Raw genomic sequence first — 19,339 nt, 5'->3', positions numbered from 1 at the left:
AGCGCGGCAGCGCCCCGCTGCTCGACCTTGCGCTGCCGCCGAGGGCGGCAGCTTGCGCGCTCGCGCTCGGGGGCACCGCCCTCGGCGGAGCGCTCTTCACCGCCGCCGTGCTGCGCTTCGGCGGCGTGACCGCGCGCGAGCTGCGCGCGCTTCCGGGCGGCGATGGACTTGCCGCCCGATTGCAGCGTTGGCGCCTGCTGCCCGGCGCCAACTAACTCGCTGCCTCGGCGCAAGAACCGACGACAATCGCATTCCATAAAGGAGGAACATACATACATGCATAATCCAACCATAACCGTAGTCGGACTGGGCTCCGGCGACGAAGACCAGCTGACGCTGGGCGTTTGGCGCAGGCTGCAAGAAGCGTCCAATCGCTATGTTCGTACGGACAAGCATCCGATGATGAAGCTGTTCAGCGATCATCAATTAGCATACGAGTCCTTCGATTTTCTATACGAGCAGATGGATTCGTTCCCGGATGTATACGAAGCCATCGCCGAGCAGCTCATCGCGAACGCCCGTGCGAAAGGCAGCTTGATCTTTGCCGTGCCCGGTCATCCCATGGTGGCGGAGCGGACCGTTCAGCTGCTGCGTGAACGCTGCCCGGAGCACAACATTGAGCTGACCATTCTGGGCGGCGAAAGTTTCCTCGATCAAGCTTTTACACGGCTGGGATTCGATCCGATCGAAGGCTTTCAGCTTCTGGATGCCGCCGAATTAAAACCTTCCTTGATCCGCACGGAACTGCATACCGTAATCGGCCAAGTGTATGACGAGTTTACGGCTTCAGATGTGAAGCTGACGCTGATGGAGCTGCTGCCCGATGATCACCCGATCACAATTGGCCACGCGCTTGGCGTACCCGGCGAAGAGCAAATCATCACCGTTCCGCTCTATGAGCTGGACCGGACGCCGGGTTATGGCAACCTCTCGCTGATTTGGCTGCCGCGTTCCACGGACGATATGCTGCGCAATCGCTCCTTCGAGCGTCTGCATGAAATCGTAGCGATTTTGCGGAGCCCCGAAGGCTGCCCGTGGGATCGGGAGCAAACCCATCAATCGATTCGCAAGAACTTCATCGAAGAGACCTATGAAGCAATTGAGGCGCTGGATAACGATGATCCGGATGGGATGCGCGAGGAATTCGGAGATGTCATTTTACAAGTGATGCTGCACAGCCAGATGGAAGAAGAGGTCGGAACCTTCTCCGTCTATGATGTCATTCAATCTCTTAACGAGAAGCTGTTGTTCCGTCATCCGCATGTGTTCGGCGATACGAGTGCGGGCAATTCCGAGGAAGCGCTGCGCAATTGGGAGCAGATGAAGGCTGAGGAGAAGCGCCGCAAGGGCATTGACCCCACAACGGCCTCGCAACTCGATGGCATTCCGCCCGATCTGCCTGCTCTGATGAAAGCTTACAAGATTCAGAAGAAAGCGGCCAAAGTCGGCTTCGACTGGGATCATATCGGCCCGGCGCTCGACAAGGTCGGCGAGGAGCTTCAAGAGCTGCGCGAGGCCATTCAATCCAAGGACGCTGAGGAGCAGGCGGACGAGCTCGGAGATTTGTTGTTTGCGGCAGTCAACGTATCGCGCTTCATCCACGCCGATCCGGAAGAAGCGCTTTCTCGCACCAATTCGAAATTTAAGAAACGATTTTCATATATTGAGGAGCAGCTTCGTATAAGCGGCCGAACCTTTGACCAAACTGATTTAACAGAGATGGATCGTTACTGGGAGGATGCCAAGAAGCTTCCCTAGTAAAAAAGATTGTAGATTCGTCAAAATTCGGCTTATTTCCTCACAAAACGTGAAAATAATTTTCCAATCAGCAGGATTTATTTGCTAATAGGCAGAAGTAGTAGCTGAGGAAACTAAGCTATGCGGCAGTCTAAACACTGCCTACAAGTATAATTGAACTTTTAGGAGGCCATTAACCATGAACAAAACAGACTTGATCAACAACATCTCGGCAAAAAGCGGTTTGACTAAGCGCGATGTAGAATCCGTATTGAACGGCTTTCTGGGCGAAGTAACAGATGCTCTGGCAGGCGGCGACAAAGTGCAATTGATCGGTTTCGGTACATTCGAAACCCGTAAGCGTTCCGGCCGTACAGGTCGCAACCCGCAAACGGGCAACCCGATCACAATTGCAGAATCCAAAGTTCCAGCGTTTAAAGCCGGCAATAAATTGAAAGACGCGATCAAGTAATAATGCGTCTGGATAAATTCCTCAAAGTATCGCGTTTAATCAAGCGGCGTACTGTCGCAAAGGACGTGTCCGAACAAGGCCGCGTCTGGATTAACGATCGTGAAGCCAAAGCGAGCAGCACCGTCAAAGCCGGCGACGAGCTCAAAATTCAATACGGCCAGAAGATCGTCACCGTCCGCGTCGAGCGGATCTTGGAGACGACCAAGAAGGACGAGGCTAGCGGGATGTATACTTTGTTGAAAGAAGAAGCGCGCCAGCAAGAGAACAAGCTCGACTGGCAAGCGTAAGCAGCTTTTACATGACAGCCTCAATCGGGGTAATACCCGGCGGAGGCTGTTTTTCTTATGCTCGGCAATCTATTGTCCTCGTGGATGTTTACGCTAACGAATCGTAGAGGGCTTATTTCTGTAAAATGACTTGATTTGAAACGCTCATACGATTCGTTAGCCATTCCGCAACCATATTTTTCATAAAGATGCTATAATCTCACAAACGGCGTTTATTATTTCAGCTAACGAGGTGAACAGAACGATGAGCGCTCATAAAAACGATGTGTTCGGCATGCTGGCCGGGCTTGCGCTGCTTTGTATGAACGATTCGTTGTTCGGTGCCGTCTTTTTAACACTGGCAGAGTCATCGAGCTGCTACCTATTCATCCGAACGGCTATACGAATCATTAGCGCCATCGGCGGAATATGCGTCTTATTCTTTGCGTTTGCGCTGCTCGTTCGAGTCATCAAATCTATGATCCTGCCAAAAACGTAACGCTCTAATCTCGCAGTTTGCAGTTCTAAAACCTGTCCTTCCCCCATAGGCTAGTCTCAGTGATAGATGTGCTGAGGAGGGGGACGAGCAATGATCGAGCAAGCGAAGGGACAGAAGCGCCAGGAAATCAAAATGCTTAACCGCAAGATCCTTGAGATTACCGGCGTAATGAATGTGGAGAGCTTCGACAATGAAGAGTTTCTGCTGGAGACCGAGCTGGGCTTTCTGGCGATCCGCGGGCAGAACCTGCATATGAAGCATCTCAGTCTGGAGCAGGGACTGGTCGCCATTGAAGGGCTGGTTCATTCGCTCACTTACCTGGATGGCAATACGGGCAGCAAGTCGAAGGGCTTGTTCGGGAAGATATTCAAGTGAGCCTGACCGTTCAGTGGTGGACCATGATTACGATGTTGCTCTCTGGGATCGGGATGGGCGTCGTATTCGATGGGTATCGTGTCGTATCGGACGAGCTGCGAATCAGCCGGCTATGGATTCCGATCTTCGACTTGCTCTACTGGATTGCGGCTACATTGGTTGTCTTTCAGGTGCTCTCCGCGAGCAATGAAGGAGAAGTGCGGGCCTATGTATTTATCGGGTTGCTGCTGGGCATCGGCTGTTACTACTGGTTGTTCAGCAAAATCACGATGCAGCTGGTGCATGTCCTGATTCGCACCGTCCGCGCGGTTATCAAATTTATGATCCGTGCTTTTGATCTGTTGATTATTCGTCCTCTGCTGCTGCTCTATCGAATTGGGAAGCTGCTCTTCGCGTTTTTGAGAGCATTTGCTATTTTCCTTTTCAAAATTGTGGTACAATTGGTACGTCCATTTTGGCTGCTTGCGGCATGGATGACCAAGCCGATATGGAAGCCGCTGCTTCGTTCTTGGAAACGTTGGGTAAATCCCCTTATAACCAAGTGGCGAATACCGGAACGAGTCACTGCACTTCGAACCGGATTGAACAAGCTATGGCAGCGCTGGAAGAATCGGAAGCAAGAGAAGAAAGACGATTAATCTAACGTCAGGAGGTCCGTGATATGGCGACAACTACAACAAGTTCTCATTCATCCGCTGCGGCGCAATATGCAGGAACGAAGCGCCGGTTGAAGATCTGGGTTGTTTTTATCGTTCTCTTCATGGGCTGGGCGCTATATACGCTGATCTCTCAGCTTGATCGGCAAGGACAAGCTGAGATCAAGCTGGCGAATGCCTCCCAGAAAATCGACGCGGCAGCCAAGCAGGTCGAAGAGCTGAAGCTTGCAGTCGCGCGATTGAGCGATAAGGAGTACATCGGTCAGCTGGCAACGAAGGAACAAGGCATGGTTCGCAAAGGCGAGAAACGGATTGAGGTCGTTACTCAGCCCTAGATGATTGGTTTGAGGCAACCTGTGGTTGACTCAGCATTCATCTGGGCGGGATTGTTTTGGGGTGACCTCCGGTCAACCCGGCATTCCTCAAGGATAGGCGTAACAACGGGTATCCGTCCTGTTGCCTTGCTTCTCCCGTTGGAGTATAATCAGCTTAGTAACCATATTTTTAAACGGCTTACCGTAGTCATATTTTATTTTATGCTCACAGCCACAGGCTGAGAGAACTCGAAGCCAATGGCTTCGCATAACGGTTAGGGAGGAACATTTTTACCTATGGCAATTGAAGTGGGCGCCAAGTTAGAGGGCAAGGTGACAGGCATTACGCATTTCGGAGCATTCGTCGATTTGTCGGGAGGTGTCACAGGGCTAGTTCACATCTCAGAGATTGCCGATAACTACGTCAAAGATGTTAAAGACCATTTGAAGCTGGAAGATGTCGTTACAGTGAAGGTCATTAATGTAGATAAAGACGGGAAAATCGGGCTTTCCATTAAGCAAGCAATCGACCGGCCAGAAGGCTCCGTGCCTCCTCAGCGTGAACGCAGTGGAGATCGTGGACCAGGCGGCGGCTTCAACCGGACAGGTGCCGGCGGAGGCGGTGGAAGCTTCAATCGTACAGGCGGACCGGGCGGCGGTGGAGATCGCGGACCAGGCGGCGGCGGAGGCGGTTTTAATCGTCAAGGCGGCGGCGGTGGCGGCGGACGTCCATTCAATAAAGCTGGCGGGGGCAAACCTGCTTACGGCAAACCATCCTTCGAGGATAAGATGTCTCGCTTCCTGAAAGATAGCGAAGAGCGTATGTCTTCGTTAAAGAAAAACACGGAATCCAAACGCGGTGGCCGTGGTGCTAAGCGCGTTTAATAGCATAGTATGAGAAACAGGCAGCGCCCCTTGAGGCGCTGCCTTTTTTGATGCCTTTTTTCGGCGTAAAGGGGCTGTCAACGGTTTATTATGCAGAGCATCTGCGAAATATACCCGCCCACCTCAAAAACTTTTCTCTTGTTCTCACGCAATCCCGACAGGTTTGGACGGCGATTCGCCACAAGCAAGCTTGGCGGAAGGAACATTTTTTGTTGAAACGGTGGGTGACGGGAAGGCGCATAGGGATGTCGACACCTTGATAGCGCTAGGATGCCGCAATCCCGACAGGGGGCCGCCCACGGCGCGCGAAAATGTCGGAAAAAACTTTTGCATGACAACGCTTTCTGACAAACATTTCTAAAATCGTAACTCTATAATGGGGATACAAATTTGGAATAAGGCGGTGTCATCAGGCATGGTGGACAAACCTAAAGTTGTCATGTTCCCAGGTGTTCAGAAAACAAGCTTCGTCCAATCGACCCTTAGGAAAGGAATGGAACGAACCGGGTTGCTTCGCATAGCAGGGATGCTGGCCTCGCGAAAATGGACGTTTGCGCTGATGGCTGTCGGGTTTCTGCTCGGACGAGCTGTCATCTTGGAGTCGCTGACTCCGTTTGCGGTTGCTTACTTTACAGTTATTTTCTTTCTGCGCCGAGATCTGCTGCTTCCGGTTGCAGCTGCAATTGTAGCAGGCAGCTGGCTCGCTATCTCGCCGGAACCGATGTGGATCGCGATGGAGCTGGCCGTCGTTTACTTATTGCTGAGGGGGCTTGAGGCATATGAACGAGCGGAACTGTCGTACGCGCCGCTGCTCGTGTTCCTCGCTACCATGCTGGTCCGATTGTTCGGCGTTGTGACGACGGACACGCTGAACTGGTATGAGCTGATGATGGTTGGCGTGGAGGCATCGCTTGCTTTCGTGCTGACACTGGTATTCGTCCAAGCGATACCGGTGCTGACGCTGACGAAGAAATCCTCGGCCCTGAAGAACGAGGAAATTATCTGTCTCATGATTATGCTTGCATCTATTATGACCGGGGCTGTTGGATGGACAATATATGGCTTGTCCGTTGAACACATCATGTCGAGGTTTATGCTGCTGCTCTTTGCGCTTGTAGGCGGCGCACCCCTTGGCGCTTCCGTGGGTGTTGTCGCCGGTCTCATTCTCAGTTTGGCGGATACCAATGCGATCGTGCAGATGAGCTTGCTCGCTTTCGCAGGCTTGCTTGCAGGTTTGCTTCGTGAAGGCGGCAAAATGGCCGTAGCCTTCGGGATGCTGCTTGGTTCCTCGATTCTATCCATCTATGTCGGAAATCAGGCCGATGTGTTGGCCTCGACGTGGGAGTCGGTCATCGCAGCCACTATGCTTATGCTTACCCCAAAATCGATTATTCGCATCATTTCGAAATATGTGCCCGGCACGCAGGAGCATGTGAAATCGCAGCATGAATACGCAAGGCGCGTCCGAGATGTCACGGCACAGCGCGTCAACCAGTTCTCCGAAGTGTTTCGCCAGCTTTCCCGGAGTTTTGGCCAGATTGGCCAGGAAGCGACGGAGAAGGAAAGGCGAGAAGAAGCTGCCGGCCATTTCATGAATGCGGCCGCAGAGCGAACATGCAATGCCTGCCACAAGCGGGAACTTTGCTGGGAGGGGCGATTCTATGATACGTACAAGATGATGACAAGTATGATGACAGCCGTAGAGGAAGGGCGCCGTTTAGGGCCGAAGGAGGTGCCGAGGGAGTGGAGCGTACATTGCGTCAAGCCGCATCAAGTGCTTAGCGTCATGCAGCAGCAGCATGAGCTGTATCAGCATGATCGGCATTGGCGAAAGCAGCTGAACGATTCGCGGCAGCTTGTCGCAGAACAGCTGTCCGGCGTTTCTCAAGTCATGGAGGACTTGGCACGCGAAATCCAGCGGGAGGGGCAGCAGCTGCATCTGCAGGAAGAACAAATCCGGGAGGCGCTCGAGGGGCTCGGTTTATCCATACAAGGCATTGAAATTATTAACTTGGAGGAGGGAAACGTTGAAATCGAGGTGTACCATACGTTTGGCCGCGGGTATGATGAATGCCGCAAAATCATCGCGCCGCTGTTATCCGATATTCTGGGTGAGCCCATTGCCGTGATGTCGGAGACTTACCCCGAGAAGAAGGGAAGTGCTGCGCTCGTTGTTTTTGGGACGGCCAAGGCGTATGAGATTGAAACGGGAGTCGCCGGACTCGCCAAGGGAGGCGATCTGCTGTCGGGAGACAGCTTTAGTACGGTGGAGCTCGGCAATGGCAAGTTTGCTGTTGCGATCAGTGACGGTATGGGCAATGGGGAGCGTGCGAAGCAGGAGAGCAGCACTGCTTTGACGATTTTGCAGCAGCTTCTGCAATCCGGGATGGATGAGAAGCTCGCGATTAAGTCGGTGAACTCCGTTCTGCTGCTGCGTTCTTCGGATGAGATATTTGCAACCGTCGATGTTGCGCTAATCGATATGTACTCAGCGAAGACGACTTTTATGAAAATCGGATCAACGCCCAGCTTCATTAAGCGCGGGAACGAAGTGATTCCGATCACGGCCAACAATTTGCCGGTAGGGATTTTGCAGGACATTGACATAGATCTTATCCGCGTGCAGCTGCAGCCGGGAGATACGCTCATTATGATGACCGATGGCATCTATGACGCGCCGGGGCATGCCGTAAATAAGGAAATGTGGATGAAGCGGGTCATTCAAGAAATTCGATCCGATGATCCACAGGAAATTGCCGATGGACTGCTTGAAACAGTCGTGCGGTACCACAAAGGCGACATTGTGGATGATATGACGGTTGTCGTCGCGAGAGTGGACAAACATCAGCCCGAGTGGGCTACATTCCGCTGGCCTGGCGTGACCAAGGTCGAGCGACCAAGGACGGTGAGCTAACCATGTACAGAAAATGGTTGAAGCAGATACTCCAGAAGCGCAAGCAGCGGAAACGTATTCGTCATCCTTCTTCAATGAAACGTGCACCGGCAATTATCAATGATCAATAAGAGGGCGGGAAAATAGAGAGGGTTTGTCATCGCCAGAATATACACACATCAGCCTAAGCGGGCTGCACTCCGCCAATCCGGTATAGCCGGGTTGAGCACTATAGGGACGGTGAGCCGATTTTGATGAACATCAACATACGAAACGGACAGTTTACCCAGAGGCGGCGGCAAAAGCAGGAGCGCATACAGGCATTGAGGCAGCATAAGCGCGGAACGGCGATTATTAAAGATCCTTAGCCACTTATAGAAGTGGATTGGAAGCCTGTCCGGCCGGCAGGCTTCTTTTTTGCGTGCTCCAACGTTGCGATGATGGTGAAATTGCTCATCGTGCAACATTTTCGCCCAAGAAAGCATTGTAGCCGCCAAATGATGCTTAGCATGCAACTTTTGCTGAGTCCCGTGCCCAACTCTCTTACAAACTCCCAACCAGCTCTCCTCAATTCCCTCCCCTATATTCAAACCCTCCACGCCGCCCGCCATCCAGCTTCGCGCCTCGACCAAACAGGGTTATCCCCTCTCAAAAATGGCAATGCTGATAGAGCTGGTACTAGGGAGGAGCTTGCCTGGACGATAGGTACAGGCTGGATTCATCCACTGGTAGATTCCAAGGTTTTGGGGGAATGAACGATGAGGCAGATTCTATTAGTAACGGATGGCTGTTCCAATGTAGGTGTTAGCCCGGTAATTGCTGCTGCGCAGGCGCATGCAGTGGGGATCACGGTGAATGTGATCGGCGTTGTGGATCAAGGGGATCTCGCCGAATTCGGTACAACGGAAATCGAAGAGATTGCACGGGCGGGCGGCGGTCTGAGCCGGCTATCGCATACAAGGCAGCTGTCGCAAACGGTTCAAATGCTGACGCGCAAGACCGTCGTGCAGACGATACAGCAAGCGGTTCAGCGGGAGCTGAAGCAGGTGCTCGGCACCTCGTCCATCGAAGAGCTTGAGCCGGAGAAACGCGGAGAAGTCGTACGCGTTATTGACGAGCTGAGCGAGACGAGTAAGCTGCGCGTCGCACTGTTAATTGATGCCAGTGCCAGTATGAAGCCGAAGCTGCACGCGGTAGAAGAGGCCATTCGCGATTTGGCTATCAGCTTGCAGTCGAGGCAGGGAGGCAGCGAGATTGCGGTGTTTCATTTTCCCGGCTCTGCCTATGGGGAGGATTGCAAGCTTGACCTCGACTGGACGAGCAACATCAGCGGCGTTAACTCTTTATTCCCGCGGCTGCAGATGCGAGGAACGACGCCAACCGGTCCTGCGATCGTGCATGTCATTGATTTTTATCAAAAAGCCGATTATGGTAGTAGGAAGAATGATGAAACGGACGGGATGATGAGTGACTACGTCGTTTGAATGGACGCTTCCGCGCGGCACGATCATTCGCGGCAAGTGGAAACAGGGCAACTATCGTGTGGAACGGCTGCTCGGCGAAGGAGCCAATGGCAAAGTGTTTCTGGTCGAGCGGCAGCGGGAGCTGTACGCGCTTAAGATCGGTTCGGATACCGTAGATTTGCAATCGGAAGTGAATGTTTTACAAACGATCTCGAAACAGAAACAGAAGCAGGGCACCAAGGGAGGTCTCTTCCTTGTGGATGTGGATGATTTCCGCGGCGCAGACGGTAAAGAGCATCCGTTCTATGTCATGCGCTACATCAAAGGGATGACGCTTGCCGATTATTTGGGTAAACAAGGGAAGGAATGGTTTCCGGTTGTTGCCTTTAACCTGCTTGGCAAATTAGCGGAACTCAATGAAGCGGGCTGGACGTTCGGGGACTTGAAGGTAGGGAACGTCCTCGTCGGCGATTATGGTAGGCCGGAGCTCGTGGACTACGGCGGCGCTACTGCTTTCGGCAAAGGCGTGCGGCAGTTCACGGAGATCTACGACCGGGGCTACTGGAATGCGGGTACGCGTACGGCGGATGAACAATACGATTTGTTCTCGTTCGCGGTGCTTTGCATCCAGCTGCATGAGAACCGCCGGCTCGCCCAGCTTTCGGCGGGACTGCTGCCGCAAACGCGAACGCCGGACGAGCTGGCGAAGCTCGCCGCGACCAGCGCCGCATTGAAGCCGCTCAGCGGCTGGCTGCGCAAGGCGCTCTACGGCGAGTTTGCAAGCGCCCGCGAAGCGGCTGCTGCCTGGCAGCAGTGGATGCATCGGTCAGGCGCAGGGAAGTCCGTTTCCGCGCCGGCACCTCGCTGGATGAAGGGATTGTTCGCCGCTTCAGCGGCCGTGCTGGCCACAACGATCTATTGGCTGCTGCGCGGCGCATCATAAGAATACGCAACAGGGGAAGGATGAGGAAAGTGGATGATTGGCTAAGCGAGCTGTCCACGCTAGCTCGGGAAGAGCAGCTGTGGCAGCCGGGGGAGACGGTCGTCGTGGCGGTATCCGGCGGACCCGATTCCATGGCTTTGCTCCATCTGCTCCACCGGCTGTCCGGACAAGAGCGGCTTACTTTGGTTGCCGCTCACGTGGACCATGGCTTTCGCGGCGAGGAATCGGCGAGGGAAGCTGAATCCGTGAGACAATACGCAGCGCTGCTCGGCATCCCTTGCGAAACGGCGCTTTTTAATTTGCCTGCTTATATAGAAGAAACAAGAATGAACGCGCAGGCGGCGGCCCGCGAGAAACGGTATGCCTTCTTGCATCAGGTCGCGCATACCTACGGCGCTGCACGCATTGCGCTCGCCCACCATGCCGATGATCAAGCCGAAACGGTGCTGATGCGAGTGGTTCGCGGAACCGGGCCCGGAGGGCTTGCAGGAATTGCAATTCGGCGAAAAGAAAAAAACGTGGAACTTATTCGGCCGCTTTTGCGTACATACAAGGCAGACATCCTGCGTTACTGTGAACAGTGGGCGATCCCGTTCAGTCAAGATAGCAGCAATGGGCAGAAGTATTATTTTCGCAATGTGGTCCGCTTGGACGTTCTGCCTTACTTGGCTTCGTTTAACCCGCAGTTTTCCCAGTCGCTTGTCCGATTGGCGGAACTTGCATCGGCTGAAGACGATTGGCTGGAGCAAGAAACTAAGGCAATTTTTGAGCGCCATATCGCGCCTCACAGCGAAGGATGCCAATTGAACCGCAAAGCGCTGCTTGGCCTGCATGTCGCTTTACAAAGGAGATTGATTAAACTAATATTGAGTTATATTGGCTTGGAAACGGAAACCACTTCATTTGAAAGCGTAGAAACGATAAGGATTGCGGCCTCTGATGGCGCAGCTGCAACGTGGAGCTTCGATGTTGGCAGCGGTGTTCGATTTCTGCGTGAGTACGACAATTTAGTATTTACCCGTGCGAATAAGGGGAGAATGACGCCCGAGCGCAGCGGATATGCTTATGTTGTGACCCGAGATGCGGTACGCCTGGCTTTGCCGGAGGCGGGAGCGGATTTGTCGCTTGAGGAATGGGCCGGGGTTGATGCGCCCAGACCGAATAATCGACATGAAGCCCTGTTTGATGCCGACTCGCTCGAATTCCCGCTCACGGTTCGAAATCGCCGTCCAGGTGACCGAATGCAAGTGCTTGGTTTAAATGGTACCAAAAAGGTACAAGATATGTTCGTTGATGAACGTGTCGCACCCTCACGTCGTGAGGTGCTGCCGATCGTTGTCGACGCTAACGGAACCGTGCTTTGGATCCCGGGCATTCGAAGATCAAGACATGCTCAGGTGATGGAAACGACGAGCCGTGTTATCAGAATGATGATGCGGGTAAACCTCGATGCTTCCGCACTGAACCAACTTGAATAAGATGCACTGATCCATTCATAGTATAGGCAAGAACCATTTAGGAGGGCCCGTGTTGCTGAACGACATTCAAGAAGTACTTTACGACGCAGACCAAATTCAGCAGAAAGTAAAAGAACTAGGCGATACCATTAGCCGCGAATTCGAGGGGCGTAATCCACTCGTTATCTGCGTGCTTAAAGGCGCTTTTATTTTTATGGCTGACTTGGTCAAGACCATCACGATTCCGGTCGAACTCGACTTTATGGCGGTGTCCAGCTACGGACAATCGACCAAAACAAGCGGTGTTGTGAAAATTATCAAGGACCTTGACACGTCGGTGCAAGGCCGGGACGTGCTCATTGTTGAAGATATTATCGACAGTGGGCTTACGCTCAGCTACCTCATCGATGTGCTGGAGCGCCGCAACGCCAAGTCCATCACGCTTGTTACGCTGTTTGATAAGCCGACAGGCCGCAAGGTGGAATTGGAAGCGGACTATAAAGGATTTGTATTGCCGGACGCATTTGTCGTCGGGTACGGGCTTGATTATGCGGAGAAATACCGCAATTTGCCGATTATCGGCATTTTGAAGCCCGAGGTTTACGAGAAGTAAGGTTAAGTCAGTCCATGCAATCAGCCATGTACCGATGGCTCCCGAATGCGGGGGCTTATCGTGCAAGGTCATCTTATTTTTTGCGTCTTGAGAGGAGGTAGGGGATGAATCGGATCATCCGCAATACTGGCTTTTATTTGATTATTTTTTTGGTGACCGTCGGGATCTTCCAATTTATCAGCAGCCAAAATGACTCCACCACTGAAATCCGTTACGATCAATTTAGGCAGGAACTGGCTAATGACAATGTGAAGCAAGTTGAGCTTCAATTCGACGGCTACTCTTACTTGATCACCGGTGAGTACAAGAACAAACCGGAAAATTCGGATTCAGCCCAATTCTACACCCATTCCAGCGTTGAGGAATACGTCGTTAAAGAAGTAACCGACGCGCAGCTAAAAAACAAATTCGCAATGGAAGTTAAGCCGATGGAAGGACAGAGCATCTGGCTCACCTTCTTGACCTCCATCATTCCATTCGTGATCATCTTTATTTTGTTCTTCTTCCTGATCAATCAGGCGCAAGGCGGCGGCGGCAAGGTGATGAACTTTGGCAAGAGCCGTGCCAGATTGTACAACGAAGAGAAGAAACGCGTTACATTCGAGGATGTGGCAGGCGCCGACGAGGAGAAGCAAGAACTTGTCGAGGTTGTCGAGTTCTTGAAGGATCCGCGTAAATTCGCAGCCGTAGGCGCTCGTATTCCGAAAGGGGTACTTCTTGTCGGCCCTCCGGGTACCGGTAAAACGTTGCTGGCTCGTGCAGTAGCAGGCGAAGCAGGCGTGCCGTTCTTCAGCATCTCCGGTTCGGACTTCGTTGAAATGTTCGTCGGTGTCGGTGCTTCCCGTGTTCGTGACTTGTTCGAGAATGCGAAGAAGAACGCACCATGTATTATCTTTATCGATGAAATCGATGCCGTTGGACGTCAGCGCGGCGCCGGTCTCGGCGGCGGACACGATGAGCGCGAACAAACGCTCAATCAGCTCCTCGTTGAAATGGACGGCTTCGGTGCAAACGAAGGCATCATTATCGTGGCGGCAACAAACCGTCCGGATATTCTCGATCCTGCCCTTCTTCGTCCAGGCCGTTTCGACCGTCAAATTACGGTTGACCGTCCGGATGTGAAAGGCCGTGAAGCTGTACTGAAAGTGCATGCGCGCAATAAGCCGCTTGCCAAAGACGTGAAACTCGATGTAATCGCGAAGCGGACAACGGGCTTTACCGGTGCGGATCTGGAGAACCTGCTTAATGAAGCAGCCCTTCTTGCCGCCCGCCGCAACAAGAAAGACATCGCGATGACCGAAGTGGACGAAGCGATTGACCGTGTTATCGTCGGTACCGAGAAACGCAGCCGCGTCATCAGTGACCGTGAGAAACGGATCGTGGCTTACCATGAAGCGGGCCATACGATTGCAGGCTATTTCCTCGAGCATGCGGATCAGGTTCACAAAGTTACGATTATCCCGCGCGGACGCGCAGGCGGATATGTCATCATGCTTCCTAAAGATGGTGACCGCATGCTGACGACGAAGCAGGAATTGCTCGATAAGGTAACCGGATTGCTCGCCGGCCGCGTAGCGGAAGAAATTTACATCGGCGAAATCGGCACCGGCGCATACAGCGATTTCAAATCAGCGACGAGCATTGTTCGTGCGATGATTATGGAATACGGCATGAGCGAGAAGCTTGGACCGATGCAATTCGGCAGCAGCTCGCAAGGTCAGGTCTTCTTGGGCCGCGACATCGGACATGAGCAGAACTACTCCGATGCCATTGCTTACGAAATTGACCAAGAGATGCAGAGCTTCATTCAAGACTGCTATGCTCGTGCGAAGAAGCTTCTTACGGAAAAGAGCAAGGAAATGCATCTTATTGCACAAACGCTCCTTACCGAAGAAACGTTGGAGATTGAGCAAATCAAGCGTCTGATCGAAAGCGGCACAGCAGAAGGCGGCGAGGGCGAAGGCAGTTCAACCATCGTTTCCGCAGAGCCGAAAGCAGAGCCGATTATCGATACGATCGGCGGCGTGAAGGTTCGCATTGGCTCGAAAGAGGCAGGCGAAGTGACACCTCCGATTGATCCGGACAACAGAGAAAACGACGACGACGACGGTACGCCGAAGTCCTAATGAAATAGTAGTCGATAGTCCACAAAGGCTGTCCGTTTGCAGGCAACTGCACGGGCAGCCTTTTTTGCGAAAAGGCGCTTTAGCGCTATAGTGGGAGGACGAGTAAGCTTGGAGGCTTCGTAACTTCCTTACTTACGAAAACCTTCCGTAGATCGGTTAAAACGGCCTCTTTTGTCTGTTGACAGCGTACACTACCTTGTGTAAATTTAAGGTTAATCCCTTGTAAAGGCTCTTGCGAATCAAGCGGCTTATGACAAGGGCATGATAAGGAATATGAAATACACAGCGGAATAACGGCATTTTCGATAAATCAGGGTGAACGAACAGCCAAGTTTGTGCATCAGTTCACAAAGTTAGTGAAAAGAGGGGAATTTAGCTATGGAAGCATTGGCTCTCGAAAGGAAAGCGGAACAAAACCGCGAGCTACGGGAACGATTGTTGCAATTGAAGAAAGAGCGTAACGCCATTATACTTGCGCATTATTATCAGCGTGATGAAATTCAAGAAGTGGCTGATTTCCGCGGAGACTCCTTCCTGCTGGCGCAGAAGGCCGCGGAAACAGACGCAGATGTAATCGTGTTTTGCGGCGTTCATTTTATGGGCGAAAGCGCTAAAATTTTGGCGCCGAACAAGACAGTCATCATTCCCGATGAGCGTGCCGGCTGTCCGATGGCTGACATGGTCAACGTCGACGGCTTGCGGAAGCTGAAAGCTCAGCATCCGAATGCGAAAGTGGTCACTTATATTAACTCCTCCGCCGAGATCAAAGCAGAGACCGATATTTGCTGTACATCTGCTAACGCCGTGCGTGTTGTGAATTCGGTCGATTCCGATGAAATTATTTGGGTACCGGATAAGAACCTCGGCCATTACGTGCAGCAAAAGACGGACAAAAAAATGATCATCTGGGAAGGCTACTGCAACACGCATGATATGCTGACCGTCAAAGATGTAGAAGAGATGAAAGCGAAATACCCGAACGCGCAGTTCGTCGTTCACCCTGAATGTCGTCCTGAAGTAGTAGCGCTTGGCGATTTCGTCGGCAGTACAACCGCTATTATCAAATATTGTAAAGAATCGGATTGCCAAGAATTTATCGTCGGAACCGAGGATGGCACAGGGTATCAGCTGCGTCTGGACAGCCCGAACAAGACCTTCCATTTCGCAACCAAATACTTGGTTTGCCCGAACATGAAAGTTAACAACCTGAAGAAGCTTGTTAAATGTCTGGAAACGATGCAACCGCAAATTTACGTACCGGAGCAGGTTGCCAATCAAGCCCGTCTATCCCTGGAGCGCATGTTACAAGTGAAGTAGCATGCGCTACTCTCTTTCCATGAGAAAGGAAAGTTGCACTTATGATTCCACGTTATCTCGTAGATGTTGAACTCGAAGGGCTTCCAGTCATTCATAAAGATGTCATTGTTATCGGGGCCGGCATTGCCGGTCTTTTTACCGCAATTAAAGCCAGTGAAACGAATGATGTCCTCATGATTACGAAGAAGTCGCTGATGGACAGCAATACGCGTTATGCCCAGGGCGGCATCGCAGCTGTTATTTCCGAGGACGACTCCCCGGCTTATCATCGTCAGGATACGCTTATTGCCGGTGCAGGGCTTTGTTCGCATGAAGCTGTCGATGTGCTCGTGCATGAAGGTACGAAAGGCGTAGAGGACTTGGTGCGCATGGGTACGCAGTTTGACCAAGAGAACGGCGAGTTTGCGCTCACCAAGGAAGGCGCGCACAGTCAGCGTCGTATTTTGCATGCCAACGGGGATGCGACCGGTTTCGAAATCGTGCGTGCCTTGTCGGAGAAAGCGATTGCGAATCCGCGAATTGAGGTTTGGGATGACCATTTTGTCATTGATCTGATTACCGATGACGGTGTTTGCGTAGGCGCGTTGGTGCAGAAGCCGGATGGGCAGCGACTATTCGTGCGCGGCAAAGCAACGATTCTTTGCTCCGGCGGAGCAGGACAGCTGTATCGTTATACGACGAATCCCGAAGTGGCTACCGGAGACGGGATTGCAATGGCTTATCGTGCAGGTGCTTACATACAAGACGTGGAGTTTATTCAATTTCATCCGACATCGCTTTGTTACCCGGGTGCCCCTAGGTTTCTGATATCGGAAGCGGTGCGCGGTGAAGGGGCGGTACTGCGTAACATTCGCGGCGAACGGTTTATGGAGAAATACCATGAGCAGCTTGAGCTGGCTCCGCGGGATGTCGTGGCGAGGGCGATAGTAAGCGAGATGGAAGCGACCAAATCCACCTTCGTCTATATTGATGTGACGCATGAATCCGCGGATATGGTGAGGCACCGGTTTCCGAACATTTATGAATTCTGTTTGAATTTCGGACTTGATTTAACGTCGGATTGGATTCCCGTAGCGCCTGCGGCGCATTATATGATGGGCGGAGTAAAAACCGACTTGAACGGCGAGACCAATTTGCAACGCTTGTTCGCTTGCGGCGAATGCTCATCGACCGGCGTTCACGGAGCGAATCGATTGGCGAGCAATTCGTTATCCGAGGCGATTGTATTCGGACGGCGGATTGTGGAGCGTATTAACGCGTTGCCTCCGCTTGAAGGCCATACAGATGTTCACTTGGATTCCCTGAAGCGGAGCGAAGCACCGATTCAGGCGGTGGTCGAGAAGCGTTTGAAGCTGCAGAAGACGATGGTGCGTTACGTCGGGCTCAATCGTGATGCTAACGGGCTGAACAGAGGGCTTGAAGAACTCAAGAAGCTGCGTTCGATTTTCCAATCCGTCATTGCGAAGCGTGAAGAATATGAGTTTGCGAATCTGCTGACCTGTGCAATGCTCACGGCAGAGTCTGCCCTGGCACGGGAAGAAAGCCGCGGCGCGCATAGTCGGGAAGATTTTCCGGAGCGAAATGATCAGCTCTGGCGCAAGCATACCGTCCTCCACCGGGAGAACGGGATAACAGAGGAGCGAATTTAAGATGTATGAAGCACAATTTGCAGCGGCGTTCGGGAACAGTGCGGCTGATACGCTGCGGGCCCAAATAAGGGCGTGGCTGGCTGAAGATATCGGTTCAGGCGATATTACAAGCTGGGCGACGATCCCTGCGGGAACGCGTTCGATGGCCGTCATTCATGTGAAGGAGGATGGCATACTGGCAGGCGTGCCGATTGCTCGCCTTGTTTTCGAGGTAGTCGACCCCGCACTGGAATTCCGTCCATTGGCAGCGGATGGCGATGCTGTGACAAAAGGCACGATACTGGCTGAAGTCGAAGGCAGCACGCACAGCATTCTCACAGGTGAGCGCTTAGCACTGAATTTGATGCAGCGGTTGTCGGGCATTGCGACCAAGACCCGCGCTTTTGTCCAAGCCATTGAAGGGCTTCCTACACGTCTGGTCGATACGCGCAAGACCACGCCTGGGCATCGGCTGCTTGAGAAGTATGCCGTGCGGGTGGGCGGCGGATTCAACCATCGTTTCGGATTATACGACGCGGTTATGATCAAAGATAATCACATTAAAGGGTCAGGCGGGATTACCGGCGCTGTTCAGGCCGCTCGTCATGCGATTCCCCATACAATGAAAATCGAAGTGGAGACGGAGTCCCTTGCTCAAGTGGAGGAAGCACTCGCGTGCGGCAGCGATATTATCATGCTCGACAATATGTCCAATGACCTCATGCGTGAAGCTGTGGCGCGCATCAAGGCAAGCTCGCCGCATGTCATTGTCGAGGCATCCGGCGGCGTGAATTTGACGACCATTCGCAGCATTGCGGAGACAGGGGTCGATGTCATTTCCGTTGGCGGGCTGACGTATTCGTTCCAATCCCTCGACATTAGTCTGGATTTGAATGGGAAGAAAGGAGGCCCAGCGGCATGATCGTCGTTGTGGACGTAGGCAATACGAACATTGTGCTGGGTATCTACCAAGCTCGCAAGCTGCTTTACCACTGGCGCCTAAGCACCAATCGTTCGGCAACGGTGGATGAATACGGCATTATGATTCACAATTTGTTTCAAATCGCAGGGGTAAAGCTGGATCAGATCGAGGGCGTGATCATCTCCTCTGTTGTGCCGCCGCTTATGCGTACGTTGGAACAGCTTTGTCAGAAATACCTGCGCCAATCTCCATTGATTGTCGGGCCGGGCATCAAGACCGGACTTAACATTCGTTATGAGAATCCGCGTGAGGTTGGCGCGGATCGTATCGTTAACTCCATTGCAGGCATCGAGAAATATGGCGCGCCGTTGATCGTTGTCGATTTCGGCACCGCTACGACATTTGATTATATTGACGCAGGCAACAATTATTTAGGCGGTGCGATCGTACCGGGGATCGGCATTTCAACCGAAGCGCTGTACCAACGTGCCGCTAAGCTGCCTCGTATTGAGCTGGTGAAGCCGAAGAGCGTTATCGGACGCAATCCCGTTACGTCGATGCAAGCCGGTATTATTTTCGGCTATGCCGGTCAAGTGGACGGAATCGTGAATCGGATCCGCAAAGAGTTCTGCGTAACGCCGCGTGTTATTGCAACAGGCGGGCTGGCCGACTTAATTGCCGCCGAATCGGAAACCATTGAAGAAGTAGACCCGCTGCTGACCCTTGAAGGTTTACGCATTATTTACGAACGAAACCAAGAATAAACGAGGTAT

The 19,339-nt window shown here is 52.5% G+C and carries 18 protein-coding genes and 1 pseudogene; all 19 read left to right on the top strand.

What is annotated here, in order from left to right; all coding sequences use genetic code 11:
- Positions 1-215 (top strand): annotated as a pseudogene (locus tag I8J30_RS31660) (polysaccharide biosynthesis protein); the annotation flags it as partial.
- A 61-nt stretch (positions 216-276) separates the two neighbouring features.
- Complete coding sequence (gene yabN / locus I8J30_RS31655) at positions 277-1,758, top strand: bifunctional methyltransferase/pyrophosphohydrolase YabN (protein ID WP_210664343.1); 1,482 nt, start codon at positions 277-279, stop codon at positions 1,756-1,758.
- Positions 1,759-1,936: 178 nt separating this feature from the next.
- The gene (locus I8J30_RS31650) at positions 1,937-2,209 is read left to right on the top strand and encodes an HU family DNA-binding protein (RefSeq protein WP_090985878.1); all 273 of its coding nucleotides are present in this window, start codon (positions 1,937-1,939) and stop codon (positions 2,207-2,209) included.
- Positions 2,210-2,211: 2 nt separating this feature from the next.
- Complete coding sequence (locus I8J30_RS31645; RefSeq protein WP_090985876.1) at positions 2,212-2,496, top strand: RNA-binding S4 domain-containing protein; 285 nt, start codon at positions 2,212-2,214, stop codon at positions 2,494-2,496.
- Between the two features lie 244 nt (positions 2,497-2,740).
- Positions 2,741-2,974, top strand: coding sequence for a hypothetical protein (locus I8J30_RS31640; RefSeq protein ID WP_210664342.1), 234 nt, complete (start codon positions 2,741-2,743; stop codon positions 2,972-2,974).
- 90 nt (positions 2,975-3,064) lie between these two features.
- Entirely contained in the window at positions 3,065-3,349 is a 285-nt protein-coding gene (yabP, locus tag I8J30_RS31635; protein WP_090985874.1) for a sporulation protein YabP, read from the top strand.
- Positions 3,346-3,987 (top strand): spore cortex biosynthesis protein YabQ, encoded by a 642-nt coding sequence (yabQ, locus tag I8J30_RS31630; RefSeq protein WP_338044986.1) that lies wholly within the window; start codon positions 3,346-3,348, stop codon positions 3,985-3,987. The genes yabP and yabQ overlap by 4 nt, the downstream gene beginning before the upstream one ends.
- Positions 3,988-4,010: 23 nt before the next feature.
- Positions 4,011-4,340 (top strand): FtsB family cell division protein, encoded by a 330-nt coding sequence (locus I8J30_RS31625; RefSeq protein ID WP_090985872.1) that lies wholly within the window; start codon positions 4,011-4,013, stop codon positions 4,338-4,340.
- 276 nt (positions 4,341-4,616) lie between these two features.
- On the top strand, positions 4,617-5,204 hold the full coding sequence (locus I8J30_RS31620; RefSeq protein WP_210664341.1) for a S1 domain-containing RNA-binding protein: 588 nt from the start codon (positions 4,617-4,619) through the stop codon (positions 5,202-5,204).
- Between the two features lie 415 nt (positions 5,205-5,619).
- Complete coding sequence (gene spoIIE / locus I8J30_RS31615) at positions 5,620-8,118, top strand: stage II sporulation protein E (RefSeq protein ID WP_210664340.1); 2,499 nt, start codon at positions 5,620-5,622, stop codon at positions 8,116-8,118.
- 737 nt (positions 8,119-8,855) lie between these two features.
- Positions 8,856-9,581 carry a vWA domain-containing protein gene (locus I8J30_RS31610; protein ID WP_091225494.1) on the top strand — a complete coding sequence of 242 codons (726 nt, stop codon included), beginning with the start codon at positions 8,856-8,858 and terminating at the stop codon, positions 9,579-9,581.
- Positions 9,565-10,503, top strand: a complete 939-nt coding sequence (locus I8J30_RS31605; RefSeq protein WP_210664339.1) for a protein kinase domain-containing protein — start codon at positions 9,565-9,567, stop codon at positions 10,501-10,503. The genes I8J30_RS31610 and I8J30_RS31605 overlap by 17 nt, the downstream gene beginning before the upstream one ends.
- Positions 10,504-10,532: 29 nt before the next feature.
- Positions 10,533-11,981, top strand: a complete 1,449-nt coding sequence (gene tilS, locus I8J30_RS31600; RefSeq protein WP_338044985.1) for a tRNA lysidine(34) synthetase TilS — start codon at positions 10,533-10,535, stop codon at positions 11,979-11,981.
- Positions 11,982-12,033: 52 nt separating this feature from the next.
- Positions 12,034-12,573 carry a hypoxanthine phosphoribosyltransferase gene (gene hpt / locus I8J30_RS31595; RefSeq protein ID WP_210664337.1) on the top strand — a complete coding sequence of 180 codons (540 nt, stop codon included), beginning with the start codon at positions 12,034-12,036 and terminating at the stop codon, positions 12,571-12,573.
- Between the two features lie 104 nt (positions 12,574-12,677).
- Positions 12,678-14,699: an ATP-dependent zinc metalloprotease FtsH gene (gene ftsH / locus I8J30_RS31590; protein ID WP_210664336.1), complete on the top strand. Its 2,022-nt coding sequence runs from the start codon at positions 12,678-12,680 to the stop codon at positions 14,697-14,699.
- A 378-nt stretch (positions 14,700-15,077) separates the two neighbouring features.
- A complete protein-coding gene (gene nadA, locus I8J30_RS31585; RefSeq protein ID WP_091225489.1) occupies positions 15,078-16,016 on the top strand; it encodes a quinolinate synthase NadA in 939 nt (312 codons plus the stop codon).
- Positions 16,017-16,057: 41 nt separating this feature from the next.
- Positions 16,058-17,665, top strand: a complete 1,608-nt coding sequence (gene nadB / locus I8J30_RS31580) for an L-aspartate oxidase (RefSeq protein WP_210664335.1) — start codon at positions 16,058-16,060, stop codon at positions 17,663-17,665.
- Position 17,666: 1 nt separating this feature from the next.
- Positions 17,667-18,566, top strand: coding sequence for a carboxylating nicotinate-nucleotide diphosphorylase (nadC, locus tag I8J30_RS31575; RefSeq protein WP_210664334.1), 900 nt, complete (start codon positions 17,667-17,669; stop codon positions 18,564-18,566).
- Positions 18,563-19,330, top strand: a complete 768-nt coding sequence (locus tag I8J30_RS31570) for a type III pantothenate kinase (RefSeq protein WP_210664333.1) — start codon at positions 18,563-18,565, stop codon at positions 19,328-19,330. Before nadC ends, I8J30_RS31570 begins: the two co-directional genes overlap by 4 nt.
- The last annotated feature ends 9 nt before the right edge of the window (positions 19,331-19,339 follow it).

The sequence above is a fragment of the Paenibacillus lignilyticus genome (genome assembly GCF_017942085.1).
Lineage (GTDB): Bacteria > Bacillota > Bacilli > Paenibacillales > Paenibacillaceae > Paenibacillus_Z > Paenibacillus_Z lignilyticus.
Note: the sequence above shows the minus strand (reverse complement) of the source record. Positions and strands in the feature narration are given on the sequence as shown.